General features: G+C 69.8%; 19 protein-coding genes. 7 read left to right on the top strand and 12 right to left on the bottom strand.

Features of this window, described 5'->3' with window-relative positions; all coding sequences use genetic code 11:
• Nucleotides 1-64: 64 nt before the first annotated feature.
• Nucleotides 65-1,462 (top strand): condensation domain-containing protein, encoded by a 1,398-nt coding sequence (locus tag ABZ396_RS19330; RefSeq protein ID WP_358918898.1) that lies wholly within the window; start codon nucleotides 65-67, stop codon nucleotides 1,460-1,462.
• A 3-nt stretch (nucleotides 1,463-1,465) separates the two neighbouring features.
• Here the strand turns inward: ABZ396_RS19330 and ABZ396_RS19325 are convergent, their stop codons facing one another.
• From ABZ396_RS19325 to hemL, 8 genes are all read right to left on the bottom strand, one after another.
• Nucleotides 1,466-1,864 (bottom strand): SRPBCC family protein, encoded by a 399-nt coding sequence (locus tag ABZ396_RS19325; protein WP_358918896.1) that lies wholly within the window; start codon nucleotides 1,862-1,864, stop codon nucleotides 1,466-1,468.
• A 102-nt stretch (nucleotides 1,865-1,966) separates the two neighbouring features.
• The gene (ccsB, locus tag ABZ396_RS19320; protein WP_358924244.1) at nucleotides 1,967-3,064 is read right to left on the bottom strand and encodes a c-type cytochrome biogenesis protein CcsB; all 1,098 of its coding nucleotides are present in this window, start codon (nucleotides 3,062-3,064) and stop codon (nucleotides 1,967-1,969) included.
• Nucleotides 3,061-4,764, bottom strand: a complete 1,704-nt coding sequence (locus tag ABZ396_RS19315) for a cytochrome c biogenesis protein ResB (RefSeq protein ID WP_358924242.1) — start codon at nucleotides 4,762-4,764, stop codon at nucleotides 3,061-3,063. Before ABZ396_RS19315 ends, ccsB begins: the two co-directional genes overlap by 4 nt.
• A gap of 3 nt (nucleotides 4,765-4,767) precedes the next feature.
• Nucleotides 4,768-5,541, bottom strand: a complete 774-nt coding sequence (locus ABZ396_RS19310; protein ID WP_358924240.1) for a cytochrome c biogenesis protein CcdA — start codon at nucleotides 5,539-5,541, stop codon at nucleotides 4,768-4,770.
• A gap of 1 nt (nucleotide 5,542) precedes the next feature.
• Entirely contained in the window at nucleotides 5,543-6,133 is a 591-nt protein-coding gene (locus tag ABZ396_RS19305; RefSeq protein ID WP_358924238.1) for a TlpA disulfide reductase family protein, read from the bottom strand.
• 66 nt (nucleotides 6,134-6,199) lie between these two features.
• Complete coding sequence (locus ABZ396_RS19300) at nucleotides 6,200-7,459, bottom strand: hypothetical protein (RefSeq protein ID WP_358924236.1); 1,260 nt, start codon at nucleotides 7,457-7,459, stop codon at nucleotides 6,200-6,202.
• Nucleotides 7,460-7,594: 135 nt separating this feature from the next.
• Complete coding sequence (locus ABZ396_RS19295) at nucleotides 7,595-8,278, bottom strand: histidine phosphatase family protein (protein ID WP_358924234.1); 684 nt, start codon at nucleotides 8,276-8,278, stop codon at nucleotides 7,595-7,597.
• Nucleotides 8,275-9,603 (bottom strand): glutamate-1-semialdehyde 2,1-aminomutase, encoded by a 1,329-nt coding sequence (gene hemL, locus ABZ396_RS19290; protein WP_358924232.1) that lies wholly within the window; start codon nucleotides 9,601-9,603, stop codon nucleotides 8,275-8,277. The genes ABZ396_RS19295 and hemL overlap by 4 nt, the downstream gene beginning before the upstream one ends.
• A gap of 301 nt (nucleotides 9,604-9,904) precedes the next feature.
• On the opposite strand from hemL, the gene ABZ396_RS19285 reads away from it, so the two are divergent.
• On the top strand, nucleotides 9,905-10,579 hold the full coding sequence (locus ABZ396_RS19285; protein ID WP_358924230.1) for a hypothetical protein: 675 nt from the start codon (nucleotides 9,905-9,907) through the stop codon (nucleotides 10,577-10,579).
• 138 nt (nucleotides 10,580-10,717) lie between these two features.
• Here the strand turns inward: ABZ396_RS19285 and ABZ396_RS19280 are convergent, their stop codons facing one another.
• Nucleotides 10,718-11,368 (bottom strand): peroxiredoxin-like family protein, encoded by a 651-nt coding sequence (locus tag ABZ396_RS19280; RefSeq protein ID WP_358924228.1) that lies wholly within the window; start codon nucleotides 11,366-11,368, stop codon nucleotides 10,718-10,720.
• Nucleotides 11,369-11,771: 403 nt separating this feature from the next.
• Between ABZ396_RS19280 and ABZ396_RS19275 the strand changes: the two genes are divergently transcribed.
• On the top strand, nucleotides 11,772-12,371 hold the full coding sequence (locus ABZ396_RS19275; protein WP_358924226.1) for a TetR/AcrR family transcriptional regulator: 600 nt from the start codon (nucleotides 11,772-11,774) through the stop codon (nucleotides 12,369-12,371).
• Nucleotides 12,372-12,476: 105 nt separating this feature from the next.
• Here the strand turns inward: ABZ396_RS19275 and ABZ396_RS19270 are convergent, their stop codons facing one another.
• Complete coding sequence (locus ABZ396_RS19270) at nucleotides 12,477-13,265, bottom strand: SAM-dependent methyltransferase (protein ID WP_358924225.1); 789 nt, start codon at nucleotides 13,263-13,265, stop codon at nucleotides 12,477-12,479.
• A 446-nt stretch (nucleotides 13,266-13,711) separates the two neighbouring features.
• Between ABZ396_RS19270 and ABZ396_RS19265 the strand changes: the two genes are divergently transcribed.
• The gene (locus ABZ396_RS19265) at nucleotides 13,712-14,401 is read left to right on the top strand and encodes a haloacid dehalogenase type II (protein ID WP_358924223.1); all 690 of its coding nucleotides are present in this window, start codon (nucleotides 13,712-13,714) and stop codon (nucleotides 14,399-14,401) included.
• 106 nt (nucleotides 14,402-14,507) lie between these two features.
• Nucleotides 14,508-15,425 carry an aminoglycoside phosphotransferase family protein gene (locus ABZ396_RS19260; protein WP_358924221.1) on the top strand — a complete coding sequence of 306 codons (918 nt, stop codon included), beginning with the start codon at nucleotides 14,508-14,510 and terminating at the stop codon, nucleotides 15,423-15,425.
• A 34-nt stretch (nucleotides 15,426-15,459) separates the two neighbouring features.
• Here the strand turns inward: ABZ396_RS19260 and ABZ396_RS19255 are convergent, their stop codons facing one another.
• Nucleotides 15,460-16,593, bottom strand: coding sequence for an NAD(P)/FAD-dependent oxidoreductase (locus ABZ396_RS19255; protein ID WP_358924219.1), 1,134 nt, complete (start codon nucleotides 16,591-16,593; stop codon nucleotides 15,460-15,462).
• 167 nt (nucleotides 16,594-16,760) lie between these two features.
• Between ABZ396_RS19255 and ABZ396_RS19250 the strand changes: the two genes are divergently transcribed.
• Nucleotides 16,761-17,354 carry a TetR/AcrR family transcriptional regulator gene (locus ABZ396_RS19250; RefSeq protein ID WP_358924217.1) on the top strand — a complete coding sequence of 198 codons (594 nt, stop codon included), beginning with the start codon at nucleotides 16,761-16,763 and terminating at the stop codon, nucleotides 17,352-17,354.
• 187 nt (nucleotides 17,355-17,541) lie between these two features.
• A complete protein-coding gene (locus tag ABZ396_RS19245; protein ID WP_358924215.1) occupies nucleotides 17,542-17,961 on the top strand; it encodes a TOBE domain-containing protein in 420 nt (139 codons plus the stop codon).
• 17 nt (nucleotides 17,962-17,978) lie between these two features.
• Here the strand turns inward: ABZ396_RS19245 and ABZ396_RS19240 are convergent, their stop codons facing one another.
• Nucleotides 17,979-18,986, bottom strand: a complete 1,008-nt coding sequence (locus tag ABZ396_RS19240) for a cytochrome c oxidase assembly protein (RefSeq protein WP_358924214.1) — start codon at nucleotides 18,984-18,986, stop codon at nucleotides 17,979-17,981.
• Nucleotides 18,987-19,077: the final 91 nt, after the last annotated feature.

The following is a 19,077-nucleotide window of genomic DNA, read 5'->3' as shown; positions in this document are numbered from 1 at the left end:
GGCCGTCCTTCCCTTGTATGGGGCCCCGGAACTCCTGGGGCCCCTTACTGCGATCGGAGACTGCGTGCGCATTACCGACATCCAGCGCTGCGAGGTCCGGCCGGGGCTGCTCGTCGAATGGACGCTGAGCCCGGCGGCCGTCGAGACGGCACTGGCGCTGCCGGAGGACTCCCGACGGCCGGCCTACATCCAGGAGTCGCACATCCGCACCGCCAGATCCGTACGCGAGGACGGGCTGTTCGTGCCGACCTGGCTCGGTACCGCCTTCGACCTCCCGGGCCGGGCCGACCTCGACACCCTCCAGGAGGCGCTGCGCGCCTGGACCGTGCGGCACGAGACCCTGCGCAGCGGCTTCCGCTGGGCGGGCCCCTCGGGAGACGAACTGCGCCGGTTCACCCTGGACGCCGGCGCCGTGTCCCTACGCCGCGAGGTGGTCGGCGACTTCACCGACGCGGACGCCCTGGTCCGGCATCTCCAGCACCGCTTCGACGTCACCGCCGACGCCCTGCGCTGGCCGAACATCATCTACGCGGCGGTAGTCCGGGACGACGCCACCAGCGTCTACCTGGCCTTCGACCACAGCAACGTCGACGCCTACTCCCTCCAGGCACTGCCCGCCGAGATCCACGAGCTGTACACAGCCGGCCGTGCCGAGGGTCCCGGTCTGCCGGAGCCGCGGCCGGCCGCCGCCAGCTACATCGACTTCTGCGAGACCGAGCGGGCGGACGCGGACCGGATCGACGACGGCCATGACATCGTCGCCCGCTGGCGGGACTTCCTCCGGCGCTGTGACGGCACGCTGCCGCGTTTCCCCGTCGACCTCGGCCTGCCGCCCGGCGGCGAGCTGCCCGCGCAGAAGATGCTGTGCGAGCCGCTGGTCGACGCGGCGGCGGCCGCCGCCTTCGAGGCGTACTGCCGGCCCTACGGCGGCAGCCTCGTCGGGCTGCTCGCCGCCACCAGCCTCATCGTCGGTGAGCTCGGCGGGCAGTCCGTGTACCGCACGATCGTGCCGTTCCACACCCGGACGAGGTCCCGCTGGTCGGAGTCGGTCGGCTGGTACGTCGGCGGGGCACCCCTGGAGGTCCCGGTGGCCGCCGACCTCCCGGGCGCCCTGCGGGCCGTACGCGCCGAACTGCAGGCGGCCCGGCCGCTGGCCCGGATACCGCTGGCCCGCGTGCTGCACCTGCTGGGCACGGACTTCCGGCCCACCTCACCCGACCTGTACTCGATCGTCTCGTACGTCGACAGCCGGGGCGTCCCCGGCTCCGAACGCTGGGCCGAGCTGAAGACGTACGGCCTGATCCGGGTGTCGTACGGCGACCAGCTGTGCGCGTGGGTGCAACGGCTGCACGAGGGGCTGTGGTTCGCGAGCCGCTACCCGGACACCGACATCGCCTACAAGAACCTGCGGCTCTACGTCGAGCGGCTGCGCGATGTCATCGTGGGGCGGTGCGCGCCCTGATTCTCATACCGCCAACAGGTCGATCAGACGTTCGAAGCGGGTTCGCCAGGCCTGCTCCGTCGTCGCCTCGCCCTTGAACTCGTGTGTGAAGCGCAGGGCGCTGCCGCCATCGCTCTCCCGCTCCAGGTGGAAGCGGATCCTGCCGCCGCCCTCCACCGTGTACTCCACGACCCGGTCGACATCCCAGGCGGTGACCTTGCCCGTGCCCAGGTCACGGAGCGTGACCGTGCCGCCGAGTCTCGGTTGCAGGACGTCGACCGGGGTGAACCAGGCGGCCAGGCCCTCCGGGGTGGACAGGCTCGGCCAGACCTGGCCCACGGGTCTCGGGAGCCGCACCAGGAAGTGGAGGATGTGCGTGTTCCCGTGGGTCTGACTGGTGCCCTGCGCGATGGAACCGGTCATGACACCAGACTGACCCCCGCCCGCGGGATCCGCACCCCTAGGGGGCACCCGCCCCGGTTCCCGTGACCCGGGTCACGGGAACCGGCCGCTGCCGCAAGGGGGTTACACGCCCGCGTAGGAGTGCTTGCCGGTGACGAAGATGTTGACGCCGTAGTAGTTGAACAGCCAGCAGGCGAAGGCGAGCATCGCCAGGTAGGCGGCCTTGCGGCCCTTCCAGCCGGCGGTGGCGCGGGCGTGCAGGTAGCAGGCGTAGGCGACCCAGGTGATGAAGGACCAGGTCTCCTTGGGGTCCCAGTTCCAGTAGCGGCCCCAGGCGTCGCCCGCCCAGATCGCGCCCGCGATGATCGTGAAGGTCCAGAGCGGGAAGACCGCCGCGTTCACCCGGTACGCGAACTTGTCCAGCGAGGCCGATGCCGGGAGGCGCTCCAGGACCGAGGTGGCGAAGCGGCCGGGGGTGCCGCCGGTCTCCAGCTTGTTCTCGTAGGAGTCCTTGAAGAGGTAGAGGATCGTGGCCACCGCGCCGACGTAGAAGACCGCACCGCAGAAGATCGCGGTGGAGACGTGGATGTACAGCCAGTACGAGTGCAGGGCCGGGACCAGCTGCTCGCTCGCCGTGTAGAGGACGGTGACCGCGAGACCGAGGTCGAGCAGGACCGTGGTGATGAGGAAGAGGCCCATCCAGCGGACGTTCTTCTTCAGGGCCAGCAGGGTCAGATAGACGGCGACGGCGACCGTGGAGAACGTGATGTTGAACTCGTACATGTTGCCCCACGGCGCCCGCTGCACGGAGGCCGCGCGGGCGATCACGCCGGCCAGCTCCACGAGGAAGGCGAGAACCGTGAGGGAGATCGCGATCCGGCCGTAGAGGTCGCCCTGCTCGTCGCCGCCGTGGGCGCCGGGGCCGTCCGGCACGTCCCGGGCGCCGGCCGCGGACCGGACGACGACCTTCGGCCGCTCCAGCACGGCGGTGCCGCCGGCCTTCTTGACCGTCACCGCCGGAGCCTGCGTCGCCGTGGCGTCGGTGGTGAGCGCGTGGGCCGTACGGGCCACCCGGCTGCGGCTGCCCAGCAGCCACTCGAAGATGTAGGCGAAGAAGGCCAGCGTGTAGACGGCCATCGAGGAGTAGATGAGCGTGTTGCTCATGCTCGCGAGATGTTCGTTGGTCGCGGCGGCGAGCGTGGTTGCGGCGGCGGAAGTCATCGCTTCTCAGCCCCTTCGGCAGGTACGGGGGATGCTGCTGGATCGGGGTCGTCGTCGGGGTCGGGAGCCCCCGGCGCCTGGTCGTAGAGGATTCCCGCGAGGTCGCCCAGCTCCTCGGGCACCTTCGCCGACTCGCTGCGGCCGAGCCCGGCCATCTCGACGACGGTGACGCCGTCGGGGCCCGGCACGGCCCGCACCCAGACGCGGCGGCGCTGGATGAACAGCGAGGCGGCGAGGCCGAAGATCGCGGTGAGGGCACCGCCCAGCGCCCAGCCGCTGCCGGGCTCCTGGACGATCTCGAAGCCGGCCCATTCCTTGACGCCCTTCTCGAGCGTCACGGAACCGGCGCCGTTCGGCAGCCGCATGGTCTGCCCGGGCCTGAGGTTGCCGCGCAGTTGCTGCCCATTGGAGTCCTTGAACTCCGTCATATGGGTCTTGTCGAGCTGGTACACGCTCTGCGGGATGCCCGAGTTGACCCCGAGGTCGCCGTGGTACGGCATCAGGTTCAGCACCGGGTTGTTCAGTGCCGGGAAGGTGGACAGGACGGAGGAGCCGCCGCCGTAGGTCGGCAGGAAGAACGCCGAGATGCCGAGCTGCTCGCTGACGCCCTTGGCGTTCTTGTAGCCGTCCATCACCTTGATCACGCCCTGGGAGGTGACGTTGCCGTCCAGCGGCAGCAGCGGTACGGCGTCGTGGTAGACGACGTTGCCCTTGCCGTCGCGGACCGTGATGACCGGGGCGTAGCCGTGGCTGACGAGGTAGACCTTGGAGTCACTGATGTGCAGCGGCTGGTTGACCTTGATGGTGGTCTTCTTCGTCTTGCCGTACGCGCCCTCGTTGTAGGTGATGTCCGCCGTGAAGGAGCTCGCGGTGCCCTTGCTGGGGCCGCTGGTCTGGTAGGTGGCGTGGAAGTTCTTCAGGTCGAAGCTGAACGGCACCAGGTCGTCGGTGCTGAACATGGACCCGGACTTGAAGTCGTCGTACTGGAGGATCGAGTTGGCGAACCCGTCGCCCTCGACGACCAGTTTGGTGCCGTCCGACTTGTACAGCTGACCGGTGGCGAAGGCGACCAGCAGCACGATCAGCGCGATGTGGAAGGCGAGGTTGCCGAACTCACGGACGTAGCCCTTCTCGGCGGCGACCGCGTCCCCGGCGAGGTGGGCGCGGAAGCGCCGCTTCTTCAGCAGCGCCAGGGCGTGCGCACGGACCTGCTCGGGCTCGGCCGTCGTACGCCAGTTCGTGTACGCCGGCAGCCGGTCCAGCCGCCTGGGCGCGCCCGGCGGACGGCCGCGCAGCTGGCCCACGAACTGCCAGGTGCGCGGCACGATGCAGCCGATGAGCGAGACGAACAGCAGGATGTAGATCGCCGAGAACCACACCGAGCTGTAGACGTGGAACAGGCCGAGCTTGTCGTAGACCGGCGAGAGCGTCTTGTGGGCCTTACGGAAGGCGTCGACCTTGGAGATGTCGGCGCCGGACTGCGGGATCAGCGAGCCCGGGATCGCGCCCAGCGACAGCAGCAGGAGCAGCAGCAGCGCGACCCGCATGGAGGTGAGCTGCCGCCAGAACCAGCGGGCCCAGCCGATGACACCGATGCCCGGGGCGATCGGCGGCTCGTCCTGGGAGGGGGCGGTGGAGAGCTGGGAGGCGGCCGCGCCGAGATCCTGATCGTCGGCCGCGTTCTTCGAAGTCGTGCTCATCGATCAGATCCCCACAGTGAAGCCGTTGGACCAGCCCTGCATCTGCTGCACGAGGCTGTCCCAGGCCCCGGTCAGCAACAGCGCACCGGTCACGATCATCATCGTGCCGCCGATGCGCATCACCCAGACATAGTGGCGCTTGACCCAGCCGAAGGCGCCGAGCGCCTTGCGGAAGGCGACCGCGGTGAGCACGAAGGGCACACCGAGACCGAGGCAGTACGCGACCGTCAGTATGGCGCCCCGCCCGGCGCTGCCCTGCTGGGAGGAGAGGGTCAGCACGGAGGCGAGCGTCGGGCCGATGCACGGCGTCCAGCCGATCCCGAAGAGCGCGCCGAGCAGGGGCGCCCCGACCAGACCGGCCACCGGCCGCCGGTGGAAGCGGAACTCGCGCTGGGTGAACCAGGGCATCAGGCCCATGAAGAACACCCCCATGGCGATCATCAGCACGCCGAGCACCTTGCTGAGCGTGCCGGAGTGCTCCAGGAGCGTCGAGCCGAAGTACCCGAAGAGCGCGCCGCCCGACACGAACACCGCGGTGAAGCCGAGCACGAAGAGGGCGGCGCCGGTGGCCATCCGGCCCCGCCGGGCCTCGGCGAGGTCCGTACCGGCAACCCCCGTGACGTAGGACAGATATCCCGGTACGAGGGGCAGCACGCACGGGGAGAAGAAGGAGACGATTCCGCCGAGCAGCGCGACCGGCAGGGCGATCAGCAGGGCGCCGTTGAGGACGGTCTCGTTCCGGCCCGTGGCGGCCGCGAGGGTGAGGAGCGCGCTCACGTCACTTCTCCGCGAGGACCGGCTTGATCATCTTCACCAGGTTCTCCTCGCTGAGCGCCGCCAGCGAGCGCGCCGCGACCTTGCCCTGCCGGTCGAGGACCAGGGTGGAGGGGATCGCCTGCGGGTTGAGCGTGCCCTTGTCGAAGCGGAGCATCAGCTTGCCCGTCGGGTCGTACAGGCTCGGGTAGCCGATGCCGTTCTGCTTCTCGAAGGCGACCGCGGAACCGGTGCTGGTGTCACGGGTGTTGATGCCGACGAACTGGACGCCCTTGTTCGCGTACTCCTTGGAGACCGAGGCGAAGTAGGGCGCCTCGGCGCGGCACGGGCTGCACCAGGAGCCCCACACGTTGAGGACGACGACCTTGCCCTTGTAGTCCGCGACGTCCAGCGTCCTGCCGTCGATGGTCTTGCCCGACAGGTCGGGGGCCGCCGCGCGGTGGCCCTTCGCGACCGTGTCGATGCCGTTCTTGCCGGTGACGAAGTTGGTGTTGCCGCCTCCGCCGGAGGTGCCGCCGTTGCCGCACGCGGACAGGGTCAGGGCCGCCGCGGCGGCCATGGCGCCGAGCAGGACGGCGCGGCTACGGGTACTCATGTGAAAAGTTTCGCATGCCCGTTCTGAGGATCTTGCGCACCCCCCTTGGTCCGGGAAGCGTCCCTTTCAGGCCGCGACCCCCTGCTTGAGGAACGTCTTCCAGCCGCCCGTCGGACGCTGACCCACGTCCAGGGTGCGCAGCTCCTCCAGGACCTCGGGCTTCTGTACGTCCATCCAGTCCACGAACTGGCGGAAGGAGACCAGCCGTACGTCGGCGCCCTTCTCCTTCTCACGGGCGATGTGCTTGAAGGCCTCCTCGACGGAGTCCATGTAGATACCGCCGTTCCACTGCTCGAAGTGGTTGCCTATGAAGAACGGCGCCCGGTTTGTCGTGTATGCCCGCTCGAATCCCGCTATGTACGACTGGGCGGACTGCCGCCGCCAGCCCGGGTAGTTGTAGGCCGGGGCCTTCGTGGAGTTGACCGACTGGTTGGCGAGCATGTTGTAGTCCATGGACAGGACCTCGAAGGAGTGCCCGGGGAACGGTATCTGCTGCAACGGCAGGTCCCAGACGCCCAGCTTCTTCTCGGGCCAGACCTGGCGGCCGCCGGGCGAGGAGGCGTCGTAACGCCAGCCGAGTTCGCGGGCGGTGGGCAGCAGGTTGTTCTGGCCGAGGAGACAGGGCGTGCGGCCGCCGACCAGCTCCTTGTCGTAGTCGAAGGGCAGCGACGGCAGATCGGTCCAGCCGCTGTTGCTCCGCCACTCCTTCACGAACGCCTTGGCCTGGTCTATCTCGCTGCGCCACTGCTTGGGCGTCCAGTTGCCGACGGTGCCGTAGCCGCCGCAGAAGTGGCCGTTGAAGTGGGTGCCTATCTCGTGCCCTTCGAGCCAGGCGCGGCGGACGTTGGTGAGCGTCGCCTTGATGTGCTCGTCGGTGAGGTAGCCGATGTCGGAGGCGCCACGGGGGTTGTTCGGCGGGTTGTACAGCCGCTTCTTCGACTCGGGGAGGAGGTAGAGACCCGAGAGGAAGAACGTCATCGACGCGCCGTGCTCCTTGGCGAGGTCGAGGAAGCGCGGGAAGAGGCCGTTGCCGACCTCGCCGGCGCCGTCCCAGGAGAAGATCACGAACTGCGGCGGGGTCTGGCCCGGCTCCAGCGGCTCGGGGGCGCCGGGCTGGTGGGGCTGCTTGCCGGTGTTCGAGGTGGAGCCGTCGCCGAGGGGGCGGGCGTTGGGCTTGTGCGAGGGCTTGCCCGACGGCCCCTTGGTGGAACCGGCGGCGTGGTTGGCCCCGTCCGATGCTGTGAGAGTGCCGCAGCCGGCGAGGCCGAGTCCGGCCGTGGCGCCCGCGCCAAGGCCGAGCATTCCCCTTCGGGTGAAGGTGCGCATGGTTCCCCGATTCGTCACGTCCTCTGGTGGTCACCCAGTCAGAGGGCGTGACGAACGAACGGGTTCCTTCACTTCTCTGCTGTTTTACGTGAAATATGAAAAAGGTATGGACAAGTGCCGTACGTCACAAGAGCCTTACGCCCCGAAGGCCTTGTCCTTCCCCTGCACCGGCTTGGCGCCGGCGCGGAGGTGGGCCGGGACGAGGTCGATGGCCGGCTCGCTGTACCCGACGGAGATGATCCTGTCCCCCTGGTATGTGAAAGTCGTCAGGGAAGCGAGCGTGCACTGCCGCTTGCGCGGGTCGTGCCAGAGCCGGCGGTTCTCGACGTGCGAGCGCAGGATCCAGATCGGCAGCTGATGGCTGACCAGCACGGCCTCATGACCGCGCGCCTGGTCCTTGGCCGCGTCCAGCGCGCCCCTCATCCGGCCGACCTGCTCGACGTACGGCTCACCCCATGACGGCCGGAACGGGTTGACGAGGTACTTCCAGTTGGCGGGCTTCTTCAGCGCCCCGTCACCGACGCCGAAGGTCTTGCCCTGGAAGATGTTCTCCGCCTCGATGAGCCGCTCGTCGGTGGCGAGGTCGAGCCCGTGCGCCTTGGCGATCGGGGTCGCGGTCTCCTGCGCACGCTCCAGCGGCGAGGCGACGACGTACGTCACATCCCGCGAGGCGAGGTACTCGGCCACCCGGTCGGCCATCTGCCGGCCGAGCTCGGAGAGGTGGTAGCCGGGGAGCCTGCCGTACAGCACCCCGTCCGGGTTGGCGACCTCGCCGTGCCGCATCACATGGACGACGGTGACGTCCTGCTGCTCGCTCATTCTGCCGTGGCCTCCGCGGCCGCTCGGGCCGCCGCCGGGAGGGCGTCGGCGATCTTCTGGATGGCCCGCTCGTCGTGGGCCGTGGAGACGAACCAGGACTCGAAGGACGACGGCGGCAGGTAGACGCCGTTGGAGAGGAGGGAGTGGAAGAAGGCGGTGAACCGGAAGGACTCCTGCCGCTTGGCGTCCTCGTAGTTGCGCACCGGCCGGTTGGTGAAGAACACCGAGAACATGTTGGAGGCGGTCTGCAACTGGTGCGCGACGCCCTCCTTGCCGAGCGCCTCCGTGATCAGGGCCTGGATCTGCGCGGAGACGGCGTCGACCTTCTCGTACGCCGCGTCGTCGAGCAGCCGCAGCTGGGCCAGCCCGGCGGCGGTGGCGACGGGGTTCCCGGAGAGGGTGCCGGCCTGGTAGACGGGCCCGGCGGGAGCGAGATGGGCCATGACGTCCGCACGACCGCCGAAGGCGGCGGCCGGGAACCCACCGCCCATGACCTTCCCGAACGTCATGAGGTCGGGCACGACCCCGTCGATTCCGAACCACCCGCTGCGGCTGGTCCGGAAGCCGGTCATGACCTCGTCGGAGATGTAGAGGGCGCCGTTGCGGGAGCAGGTGTCCCTGACCCCCTGGTTGAACCCGGGCTCGGGCGGCACGACGCCCATGTTGCCCGGCGAGGCCTCGGTGATGACACAGGCGATCTCGCCGGGGTGCCGGTGGAAGGCCTCCTGCACGGCTTCGAGATCGTTGTACGGCAGCACGATCGTGTCCCCGGCCTGCGCACCGGTGACACCGGGGGTGTCGGGCAGCGCGAAGGTGGCCACGCCACTGCCGGCCGAGGCGAGCAGCGAGTCGACGTGCCCGTGGTAACACCCGGCGAACTTGATCACCTTGCTGCGCCGGGTGAACCCGCGGGCGAGCCGGATGGCGCTCATGGTGGCCTCGGTCCCGCTGCTGACGAGCCGCACCTGCTCCAGGGGCTCGATCCGGGCGACCATCTCCTCCGCGAGGGCGACCTCGCCCTCGGCGGGCGTACCGAAGGAGGTACCGCGGGAGACGGCGTCATGGACGGCGGCGATGACCTCTGGGTGGGAGTGCCCGAGGATCATCGGCCCCCAGGAGCAGACAAGATCGACATACTCGCGGCCGTCGGCGTCGGTGAGGTAGGCCCCCTTGCCGGAGACCATGAAGCGGGGGGTCCCGCCGACGGCACGGAAGGCACGCACCGGGGAGTTCACGCCGCCGGGCGTGACCGCGGAGGCGCGGTCGAAGAGCGCCTGTGAGACGGGCGCGTCGTAGGGATAGGGCGTTTCGCTCTGGGCGCTCATGACGTGCGACTTCTCCGACTTCTCGGACTCCGGTTGCTGGGTGTCCTCCTCAGGGTAGGCGGAGGACGGTGGTCTTCTCGCAGCGAGGACGGCGGTCTCCGCGCGGTGCGCGGGGCATCTGCGAGACTGTGACCCGATACACCCAGCTCATCCGGCACATAGCCGGCCTGAGGCTGTAAAGATCCTGCGGACTGATGTTTCGACGCACGTTTCGGCGGGCGGCCGCGGGGGAGGTCACTGACACGATGATCGGGTTGCGCGGCGGGGGCCACGCGTCCTAGAAAAGCAGTCGGGTGGAGATATGCATCGCGGTGGCGGACTGGGCGAGGGGACTGATGACCTGGGTCCTCGACGTGCCCGGCAGGGAAGGCACCGACGCGACGCGGAGGAAGCGGCTGAGGCAGCACGTCAGGAACAGGGCGGCGTACCGAGTGAGTCCGATCGGCGCGACCGACGTATCGATCAGTGGGACCAGAGGGGCCAGCGGATCGATCGCCGGATCGACCGGCTGCAGACCGGGAGCAGGAATGGTGGTCGGGTGGGGGTGACGTACAAATACTTCGGCGCACCGGACGGCGCGACCGCGGCCCGTGTCCCGATCTCGATGCGCCCCGAGGAACTCGGCGGCGACGAGCTCGGCATGAACGGCATGTTCACGAAGATCAAGCCGGAGACCATGGCCGCGATGGTGCTGACGGGCATCGAAGGCGTACCTCTGAACAAGGTGCCACCCCTGGAGCTGGTCGTCCTGCACCCGGACTACGCGGTGGTCAAGCTCCCCATGACGGTCGTCGACCCCCTGCGCGGCGTCGGCGAGGAAGCGGTCGGCGCGGCAGCCTTCATCTGGTCGACGGTCCCGGACCGGGGCGGGCCGAGGGACGCGTTCAACGTGTACCAACTGCTGCACGAGTGGCAGGACTTCAGCCATCGGCTGCATGAGGCGGGGCATCAGCCTTATTGCCTTGTCTGGCCCTGAGCCGGGGCGTCATTGTGTGCGGGCGGGGCTTTCGGGCTCCGCCCTTGTCATGCGCCGGGACGGGCCGTCGGACGGCCGGGGCTCATTGAGGGCACATGGGTTTCGCCGGGGGCACCATGTGCCCTCTCAGCAGGACGATCAGCACAAGGCATCGAGGGCGGCGAGGATGTCGGCCGGTTCGGCGCGAGTGGTGTAGTCGGTGTCGATGAAGGCCCAGCGGATCACGCCCTCGCGGTCGATGACGTAAGTGGCGGGCAGCGGCAGGGTGCGCGGATGGCCGTCGTTGACGCGCTGGAGGTCGACACCGAGCTTGTCGTAGACGGCGGCGAGGTCGTCGGGGAGGTCGAAGGTGAGGCCGTACTGCTTGGCGGTGTCGGAGCCGATGTCGCTGAGGACGTCGAAGGTGAGGGCGTGCTTCTCGGCCAGGGTGAGGGACTCGTCGGGGATCTGCGGGGAGACGGCCACGAGCCGGGCGCCGCGCGTGGTGACGGCGTCGTGGTGCTGCTGGAGGGCGCGGAGGGCGATGTTGCAGTACGGACACCAGGCGCCCCGGTAGAAGGTCAGGACGACCGGGCCGTCAGCAAGCAGGTCGTCCAGAGCCACGGCCTGCCCGGTGGCGGAGCGGAGGCTGAAGCGCGGGGCCTGGGCGCCGACGGCCAGGGCGCGGTCGGCTTGGCCGGAGTCGGCGAGTTCCTGGCCGGCGCGCCGCATGATCTCCCGGACCTCGGCGGGGATCTGCTGCTGGCGAGCCTCGTAGAAGGTGCGCAGTTGGGCGTTGAGGGTGGTCATGGCGCTTGTTCCTCCTGGCTGGTGGCTGACGCGGAGCCGGACGCCACCCGGGGGCAGGGCGGCACAGGTGAACGTATCTTGAAATGGCCGTTCCAAGATAAGGGCATGCGTGACTCCGCGCCAGCCGTGCGGAGGCGGCGATGAGTCAGAGGCTGGTGAACGGGTGGCGATCAGCCAGGGCGAGCGCGGCGGCCCACAGGGCTGGTACGCGATTCATGGGGCATGCTCTCGGCTCCAAGGCTCCAAGGCTCCAAGGCTCCAAGGCTCCAAGGCGGATCGTGGACGAAGCCGGACGCCGTTGCGCAGGCGGGCGGCCTGCCCCGCTCTGTACCCGTCAGCACCTTTGCGGCGCGGTGCACGGGCAGTATCTTGGAATCTCTATTTCAAGATGGCGGGGTGAGACATGCCGGACATCAAGCACTTCGATCCGGAAGCCACCCTGGAGACCGTGGTGCGGCTGTTCTGGCGGCAGGGCGTGGCCTCGACCGGGATCCAGGACGTGGTGACCGCGACCGGGCTCAACCGCTCCAGTCTGTACGCCACGTTCGGCGGCAAGCAGGAGCTCTACCTCGCCGCGCTGCACCGCTACCTGGAGCAGCGGTCCCAGCCGATGTTCCGGCGCTTGGCGGAGGACGGGCGCGGACTCCCCGCCGTCTCCGAGTTCTTCGGTGGGCTGATCGAGGCGCGTTGCTCCGGCGAGTACGCCCGCTGGGGATGCATGGTCTCCAACGCCCACGCCGGGGCCGACAACACCGATCCGGAGGTGCGTGCCGTCCTGGACCGGCATCACCAGCAGTTGCGGGACGCGCTGTACGCGGCGCTCGTCGCCGGCGAGGCCCAAGGGCAACTCGCCCCCGGCACCGACCCCGGCGCTTCCGCCGACTTGCTGGCGCTGCTCGCCTACGGCGTGAACCTGCGCTCCCGTGCCGGTGCCGATGCCGCGACGCTGCGGAAGACGGTGACTGCCGCCTTGGACTCGCTCGCCGACCGAGCGGGCGCATAGACGCCGGCTGACCGGGCTCTCAACTGCCGTGGGAGCCGGCGAAGTGCCCGGGGTTTTCGAACCCGGCCTTTTTCGTGTGCCCGAAGCGGACGTCCACGCGCCGGTTCAGCGGATGCGGGCCACGCCCGCGTAGATACCGCTGCCCTCGGGGGCCGGGGCCGGGGTGGTGGCGAACCACTCCGTCGCCGTGACCAGGCCCGGTGACACGAGACTCATGCCCTCGAAGAACCGCTCCACTTCCGGGCGGGTACGGAAGGCGAGTCGGATGCCGCCCTTGGCGTACTCGGCGACGACCTGTTCGACAAGGTCCGGGAACAGGTCGGATGCGGCGTGCGACAGGATCAGGTGGCTGCCCGACGGCAGCGTGTCGACCAGGGCACGGACTATGCCGTGGGCGTCCTGCTCGTCGCTGATGAAGTGCATCAGCGCGATGAGCGACAGCGCTACGGGGCGGTCGAAATCCAGGACGTGCCGGGCGTGCCGGACGATCGCCTCCGGGTCGCGCACATCCGCCTGGATGTAGTCGGTCGTCCCCTCGGGGCGGCTGATCAGCAGCGCCTCCGCGTGCCGCAGGACGATCGGGTCGTTGTCGGTGTAGACGACCTTGGCCGACGGCACGACGTTCTGCACGATCTGGTGGAGATTCGGCTCGGTGGGAATTCCGGTGCCTATGTCCAGGAACTGGTCGACGCCCTGGCCGGCGAGCCACGCGGCGGCCCGGTGCATGAACTGACGGTTCTGCCGGGCGGCGTCCCTCGCCTCCGGCGGCAGCTTCTCACCGACCGCCTCGTCGACCGGGTAGTTGTCCTTGCCGCCGAGCAGCCAGTCGTAGACCCGCGCAGGGTGTGCCCTACTGGTGTCGATCGACGGAGACGGCTGAGGATTGGTCGTCATGGCAACTCCATCGCGCCGGTGAGAACTACAGAGCCAGTTCGCGGTGATCGTACTCGTCATCTCATCCGCCGTGGAGAGAAGGCGACTTGAGCAGCGCTGGGCGCGGGCGCGTCCGGTGGCGTGACGAAGACGGCATCGTGGACGAGAAGTACCTGACTCGGGTGCCCGGCATCGATGTGCTGCGCTGGACGCCGGAGAGGGCACGTCCAGGGCGCATGAGCCTGGGAAACGGCGTTGACCCGTGATAACTACGGAGAGGAGCTTTCCCAGGTCAACGCGGACTCCCTCGCGAAACACCAGGCGGGGCATCAGCCGTACTGCCTTGTCTCCGGTGGTCTTCGGTGAACCGGGCCGGCCGCCGCGCCAATCGGCGTGCGGTGGGTACTCGCGTCTGACGGGACTCGCATCGCGAGGGCACGGCGCGCGTGAGTGAAGCGGAGGAGAGCATGTCTGACGACCGGCATCAGGTCATCGTGTTCGACGTCAATGAGACGCTCAGTGATCTCGGTTCGCTGGGCAACCGCTTCGAGGACATCGGCGTACCCGGGTATCTGATGCCGGGCTGGTTCGCCGGGGTGCTGCGGGACGGGTTCGCGCTGACGGCCGCCGGTGGGTACGCCGACTTCGGCGCCGTCGCCGAGGACGGTGTGCGAGCGGTGCTGTCCGGGCTGGCGGGCTGGTCGGGGGACGAGGAGGGCGCGGTCCGGCATGTGCTGGACGGCTTCGCCAAACTGGACGTGCATCCCGATGTGCCCGACGGAGTACGGAAGTTGAGCGACGCGGGGTACCGGCTGACGGCCATGACGAACGGCCGTGCCGACCTGGCCGAGCGGCTGCTGGACAGGGCCGGGCTGCTGGATCTTTTCGAGGCCGTATGGGACGTGGGTGGCCCGCGCTGCTGGAAACCGGCCCCGGCCGCCTACCACTACGCCGTCCGGCGCGCCGGGGTACGGCCCGACCAGGCTCTGCTGGTGGCCGTGCACCCCTGGGACATCGACGGCGCCCGGCGCGCCGGACTGGCCGGTGCCTGGCTGCGCCGTGGAGCCTGTATGTACCCACAGACGATGACCCGGCCCGACTACGCCGCAGGGGACCTGCGGGAGCTGGCCGACGTACTGACCGCCGGCCGACAGTGACGTCGGCCCCGGGGGCGAACGACACCGTGCGCGGGACGCGGCAGCGGGAGCATCCGGACCGGAGGAAGGGCAGGGTGAGCCACCCGTGCTGCTAGCGTCGCCCCGTATGGCCCTCACCGAGATCGAGATCACCGCGGAACTGGTCCGGGATCTGTTGAGCGAGCAGCATCCCGGCCTGGCCGATCGCCCCTTGCGGCTCGGCGCGCGTGGCTGGGACAACCAGCTGTGGCGGCTCGGCGACGACCTCGCGGTCCGGTTGCCGTGGGCGACGCGGTCCGCGGACGACCTGCTGCGCAAGGAACACGCCTGGCTGCCGGGCCTCGCGCCGTGTCTTCCCCTGCCGGTCCCCGTCCCACAGCGGCTCGGCGAGCCCTCCGAGCGGTTTCCGCGGCCCTGGATCGTCACCACCTGGGTGGCGGGCACGCCCGCCGACCACGCCCCTGTCACGCGTGCCGCGGAGGCGGCCGACGCCCTGGCCGCTTTCCTGACGGCCCTTCACCGGCCCGCACCTGACGGGGCGCCCACCGGCCGTGACGGCAACGGCGGGCCGCTGGCCCCCCTCACCGAGCAGTTCGCCGCGGGCCTCGCCTCGGCCACCGAGCTGGGGCTGATCCCCGACCCGGACGCCGTCCGCGCGGTCTGGGAGGACGCCGTCGCCGCGCCCGCGTGGACGGGTCCGGCCCTGTGGATCCACGGCGACCTGCATGCGGCCAACGTCCTCACCGCGGACGGCACCTTCTGCGGCGTGATCGACTTCGGCGACCTCTGCGTGGGCGATCCGGCCCGCGACCTCGCCGCGCCCTGGTCGTTGCTGCCGGACGGCGCCGTCGACCGCTTCCTTGACGCCTACCGGCCGGCCCCGGACGCCGCGACCCTGCGCCGGGCCCGCGGCTGGGCCGTGCGGCAAGCCCTCGGCGGAATCCTCATCGGTGACGCCGGCATCCACGGCCGCCCCGGCGGCAAGCCCAGCTGGGGCCCGCCGGCCCGGGCGGCCCTACGGCGACTCGTCGCAACGGCCCGCTGAGCGACCGGGTCGGGCAGGCCGCCGTAACGCACGGTCAGGCGTCGCTGCCGAAGTCGGGTACTCCGGCGGACAGCAGGTCTTCGGCACCGCCTTCCAGGGCCCTGGCCGTCTCGGTGGAGCGGCCGAGCATGGTCTTCTCGTAGGTGCGGACCGCGTCGGCGACGGTGGCGGCGTTCGCGAGAGCGAGGGCGAGTTCGCAGGCGTCGAGCATGGCGAGGTTGACGCCGACGCCGAGCGGGGGCATGAGGTGGGCGGCGTCGCCGAGCAGGGTCACCGTCGGGTTGGGCTCCCAGGTGTGCGGTACGGGGAGAGCGAAGATCGGGCGGTCGACATAGCGGCCCTCGTTCTCGGCGATCAGCCGGCGCATACGGGGTGACCAGTGGCCGTACTCGCCGAGAAGCAGGGCGCGGATGCCGTCGGTGTCCTCGGTCCGCAGGCCGCTCGCGCTGATCCAGCCGGCCGGGACTCGTCGGATGATGTAGACGCGGATGTGGTTTCCGCTGTTGCGCTGGGCGAACAGGGCTCGCTCACCGTCGGCCGCGTGGGCGCTCCCCTGGCCGACGAGTTCGGCGATGTCCGGGTGCCGGTTCTCGACGTCGGCGAACCAGGCCTCCAGGAAGCTCACCCCGGTGTACCCGGGGACGGCGGGGGACACGGCCGGGCGCACCCGGGAGGAGGCGCCGTCGGCGCCGATGACCAGATCGGTCTCGACGCTGGTGCCGTCGGCGAAGTGCAACCGCCGCGGCCCGTCGGCGGGTCCGCTGACCATGTCGAGGCCGCGGCCCCACTGCACGGTTCCCGGCTGTACAGAGTCGAGCAGCAGGTCGCGCAGCTGGCCGCGGTCGATTTCCGGCTTGAACAGCTCGTCGGCCTGCGGGACTTGATGTGACGTGATGGTGCCGGCCGGATCCATCTGGCGCATTTCCTGGCCCTCGGGACGGGCCAGTGTGAAGAACTCGTCGAGCAGGCCGGCTTCCCGCAGGGCGATCTGACCGTTGTCTGCGTGCAGGTCGAGGGTGCCGCCCTGGTTGCGCGCCTCGGGGCCGGGGTCACGTTCGTAGACGGTGACCGCTATGCCGCGTCGCTGGAGGATGCGGGCGCAGGTCAGTCCGCCGGGTCCGGCGCCGATGATGCTGATGCGGGCACGGGTGGGCGCTGGGGAGTTCATTGGTGGTTCCCTTCGTCGGCGAAGAGGGGTGAGGAGGTGGCGGAGGGGGTGAAGGAGGGGCGAGCGGGCACCGCTCCAGTACTCGCAATGAAGATAAAAACAGAGCGAATGGAAAAGTGCAACGACTCTACTTAGCGATTGATTCGACTATCGGGTACGCTCCAGCCATGAACGCGCCCTCTGTCAGCCGCCGCGACCGCAAGAAGGCGGCCACCCGGCAGGCGATCGCCGACGCCGCACTGCGACTGTTCCTGGAGCACGGCTACGACCAGGTGAGCATCCGTGACATCGCCGACGCCGCCGACGTGTCGACCGCCACGGTGTTCAAGCACTTCAGCGGCAAGGAAGCGCTGGTGTTCGACCAGGAGGAGGACCGGGAGTCGGAACTGATCGCCGTGGTGCGGCAGCGGCCCTCCGGTCAGACCGTCCCCGACGCCCTCCGAGAGCACGTCCTGAACACCTGGCCCTCGATCGAGGCACATCCTCAGTCGGCCGAGTTCACCAACCTGGTGAACTCCACGCCGGTGCTGCGCGCGTACGCCGAACGCATGTGGACCCGGTACACCGACAGCCTCAGCGCGGCCATCGCCGACGAGTTCGGCGTGGAGCACGACAACCTAGCCTGCGTGGCCCTCGCCCGATTCGTTCTCGAGATCCCGGCCCTCGCTCGCGGGCGGCAGGACCGCCGGGCCGCCGTCGAGGCAGTCTTCGACATCCTCACCCACGGCTGGGAACCGCCGAGCAGGCCGCCTGCGCCGTAGCGCCCGCCGGCGGGCCGTGCCGCCCGCAGCCCCCTGAGCAGCGAAGCGCGCCCTACGGCCCCGCCCTCAGATCCAGGGACGGACGTAGACGCGGGTCATGACGGGCGCTGCCGGATAACGTGTGGATTCGCAGTCGTCGCAAAGCAGGCAATCCACCCCTTTCCTCTCTTCTGTGAGGCGGTCCGTCATGAGCCTGAGCATCCGCAACCAGATTCCCGGCACCGTCACGGCCGTCATCCCCGGTGAGGTGATGGCGACCGTGAAGGTGCGCCTCGACGGCGGCCAGGACCTCACCGCCGCGATCACCCTGGAGGCGGTCAGGGAGCTGGCGCTCGCCGAGGGCTCGGCCGTACGCGCGATGGTGAAGTCCACCGAGGTAGCGCTCGCCACCGGCCGGCTGTCGGGCGTCTCCATCCGCAACCAGCTGCCCGGCACGGTCAGCGACGTCACCACGGGCGGGGCGATGGCCACGGTCAAGGTGACGGTCGACGGGGGCGAACTGACGGCCGCGATCACCAAGGACGCGGTCACCGACCTCGGCCTGACGGCCGGCTCACCGGTGGTGGCCCTGATCAAGTCGACCGAGGTGTCCCTCGCGACCGCGTGACGGCCCTTCAGAGCCGGTCAGTGTTCGCCGCGCTGTCGGCGGATCCTCGCGGCCACCTCGTTCTCCTCCGTCTCCCACCAGGGGCGGACCCGTTCGGCGGACAGGGCGGACGGGGAAGAGGGGGCGGACGGGGCAGACGGGCTGGACGGAGCGGGGGCGGGGATCGCGGCGGCCTGCTGCAGGTCCAGGTGGCGGTCCAGAGCCGCCGCCTGTACGCGTTCCGCCCGCGCCCACTGGAACAGGATCGACAGCAGGAACGGCAGCGCGACCAGTTCGGCGATGGTCAGCATCGCGCCGCCGCCGATCTGCTGGTCGTGCCGCACGTCCGGGGACCAGGACGGGTGGTGGTGCAGATACCAGGCGCCGGCGATCAGCGTGCCGTGCGTCATGACGACCACGCCCGGGATCGCGTCGATCACACCGTCGAGGAAGACCAGGGCCGCCCGGACCGGGTGGGTGCACCAGGCCGGGAGGGTCTCCTCCCGGGTCAGCACCGGTACGACGAACAGACAGCCCACCACCAGCAGGTGCAGATACATCAGCTCGTGCAGCCAGCCCACCCGCAGCGCGGTGGCGAAATACGGGGTGAAGTAGATCGTCAACTCGGCGGTGAGCACCAGCGCCGTACTGACCAGAGGGAACGTCAGGAAGCGGACCAGGCGGCCGGTCATCGTGCGGCGGAGCCGCGCCGCCGCGGGCTCCGGCAGCGCCTCCGCCGCGAGACGGAGGGGATCGCCCAACGCCAGGCCCAGGGGCGCCACCAGGTCGAGCAGGATGTTCTGGACGGCAGCCGGCCAGAACAGCACGTGGTCGTAGACGGCGAGGGCGGACATCGTCGCCACCACCACCGTGCCCAGCCCCAGGAACGTGAAGGCGACCGTGCGGACCGGCGACCAGGGCTCGCCCTGGGCACGTACGCGCAGCACGCCCCAGCCGTACAGGCCGCCCAGAACCACGACCAGCAGCAGCGCCGGTACGTCCAGCTGCCACGACGTCAGCAGCCGGTCCGCGGTCAGCTCGGCCATCCGGCTCCCCCTTCTTGGGTTCGGGACGAAACGGGTCAGGTCAGACCCACTGCGCGACGCTATACCCGGGCCGCCCGGCATTCGCAGCGGG

The sequence above is a fragment of the Streptomyces sp. NPDC005866 genome, assembly GCF_040629895.1.
Taxonomy (GTDB): domain Bacteria; phylum Actinomycetota; class Actinomycetes; order Streptomycetales; family Streptomycetaceae; genus Streptomyces.
This window is presented reverse-complemented; position numbering and strand designations above follow the sequence as displayed.

What these genes read in the sequence shown, in the direction of transcription:
- ABZ396_RS19240 (WP_358924214.1), bottom strand. Translation starts at nt 18,986, where the DNA reads ATGGCCGAGCTGACCGCGGACCGGCTGCTGACGTCGTGGCAGCTGGAC.
- ABZ396_RS19300 (WP_358924236.1), bottom strand. Translation starts at nt 7,459, where the DNA reads ATGCGCACCTTCACCCGAAGGGGAATGCTCGGCCTTGGCGCGGGCGCC.
- ccsB (WP_358924244.1), bottom strand. Translation starts at nt 3,064, where the DNA reads ATGACTTCCGCCGCCGCAACCACGCTCGCCGCCGCGACCAACGAACAT.
- ABZ396_RS19270 (WP_358924225.1), bottom strand. Translation starts at nt 13,265, where the DNA reads ATGACGACCAATCCTCAGCCGTCTCCGTCGATCGACACCAGTAGGGCA.
- ABZ396_RS19265 (WP_358924223.1), top strand. Translation starts at nt 13,712, where the DNA reads ATGTCTGACGACCGGCATCAGGTCATCGTGTTCGACGTCAATGAGACG.
- ABZ396_RS19260 (WP_358924221.1), top strand. Translation starts at nt 14,508, where the DNA reads ATGGCCCTCACCGAGATCGAGATCACCGCGGAACTGGTCCGGGATCTG.
- ABZ396_RS19250 (WP_358924217.1), top strand. Translation starts at nt 16,761, where the DNA reads ATGAACGCGCCCTCTGTCAGCCGCCGCGACCGCAAGAAGGCGGCCACC.
- ABZ396_RS19315 (WP_358924242.1), bottom strand. Translation starts at nt 4,764, where the DNA reads ATGAGCACGACTTCGAAGAACGCGGCCGACGATCAGGATCTCGGCGCG.
- ABZ396_RS19285 (WP_358924230.1), top strand. Translation starts at nt 9,905, where the DNA reads ATGCATCGCGGTGGCGGACTGGGCGAGGGGACTGATGACCTGGGTCCT.
- ABZ396_RS19295 (WP_358924234.1), bottom strand. Translation starts at nt 8,278, where the DNA reads ATGAGCGAGCAGCAGGACGTCACCGTCGTCCATGTGATGCGGCACGGC.
- ABZ396_RS19325 (WP_358918896.1), bottom strand. Translation starts at nt 1,864, where the DNA reads ATGACCGGTTCCATCGCGCAGGGCACCAGTCAGACCCACGGGAACACG.
- ABZ396_RS19280 (WP_358924228.1), bottom strand. Translation starts at nt 11,368, where the DNA reads ATGACCACCCTCAACGCCCAACTGCGCACCTTCTACGAGGCTCGCCAG.
- ABZ396_RS19305 (WP_358924238.1), bottom strand. Translation starts at nt 6,133, where the DNA reads ATGAGTACCCGTAGCCGCGCCGTCCTGCTCGGCGCCATGGCCGCCGCG.
- ABZ396_RS19245 (WP_358924215.1), top strand. Translation starts at nt 17,542, where the DNA reads ATGAGCCTGAGCATCCGCAACCAGATTCCCGGCACCGTCACGGCCGTC.
- hemL (WP_358924232.1), bottom strand. Translation starts at nt 9,603, where the DNA reads ATGAGCGCCCAGAGCGAAACGCCCTATCCCTACGACGCGCCCGTCTCA.
- ABZ396_RS19255 (WP_358924219.1), bottom strand. Translation starts at nt 16,593, where the DNA reads ATGAACTCCCCAGCGCCCACCCGTGCCCGCATCAGCATCATCGGCGCC.
- ABZ396_RS19275 (WP_358924226.1), top strand. Translation starts at nt 11,772, where the DNA reads ATGCCGGACATCAAGCACTTCGATCCGGAAGCCACCCTGGAGACCGTG.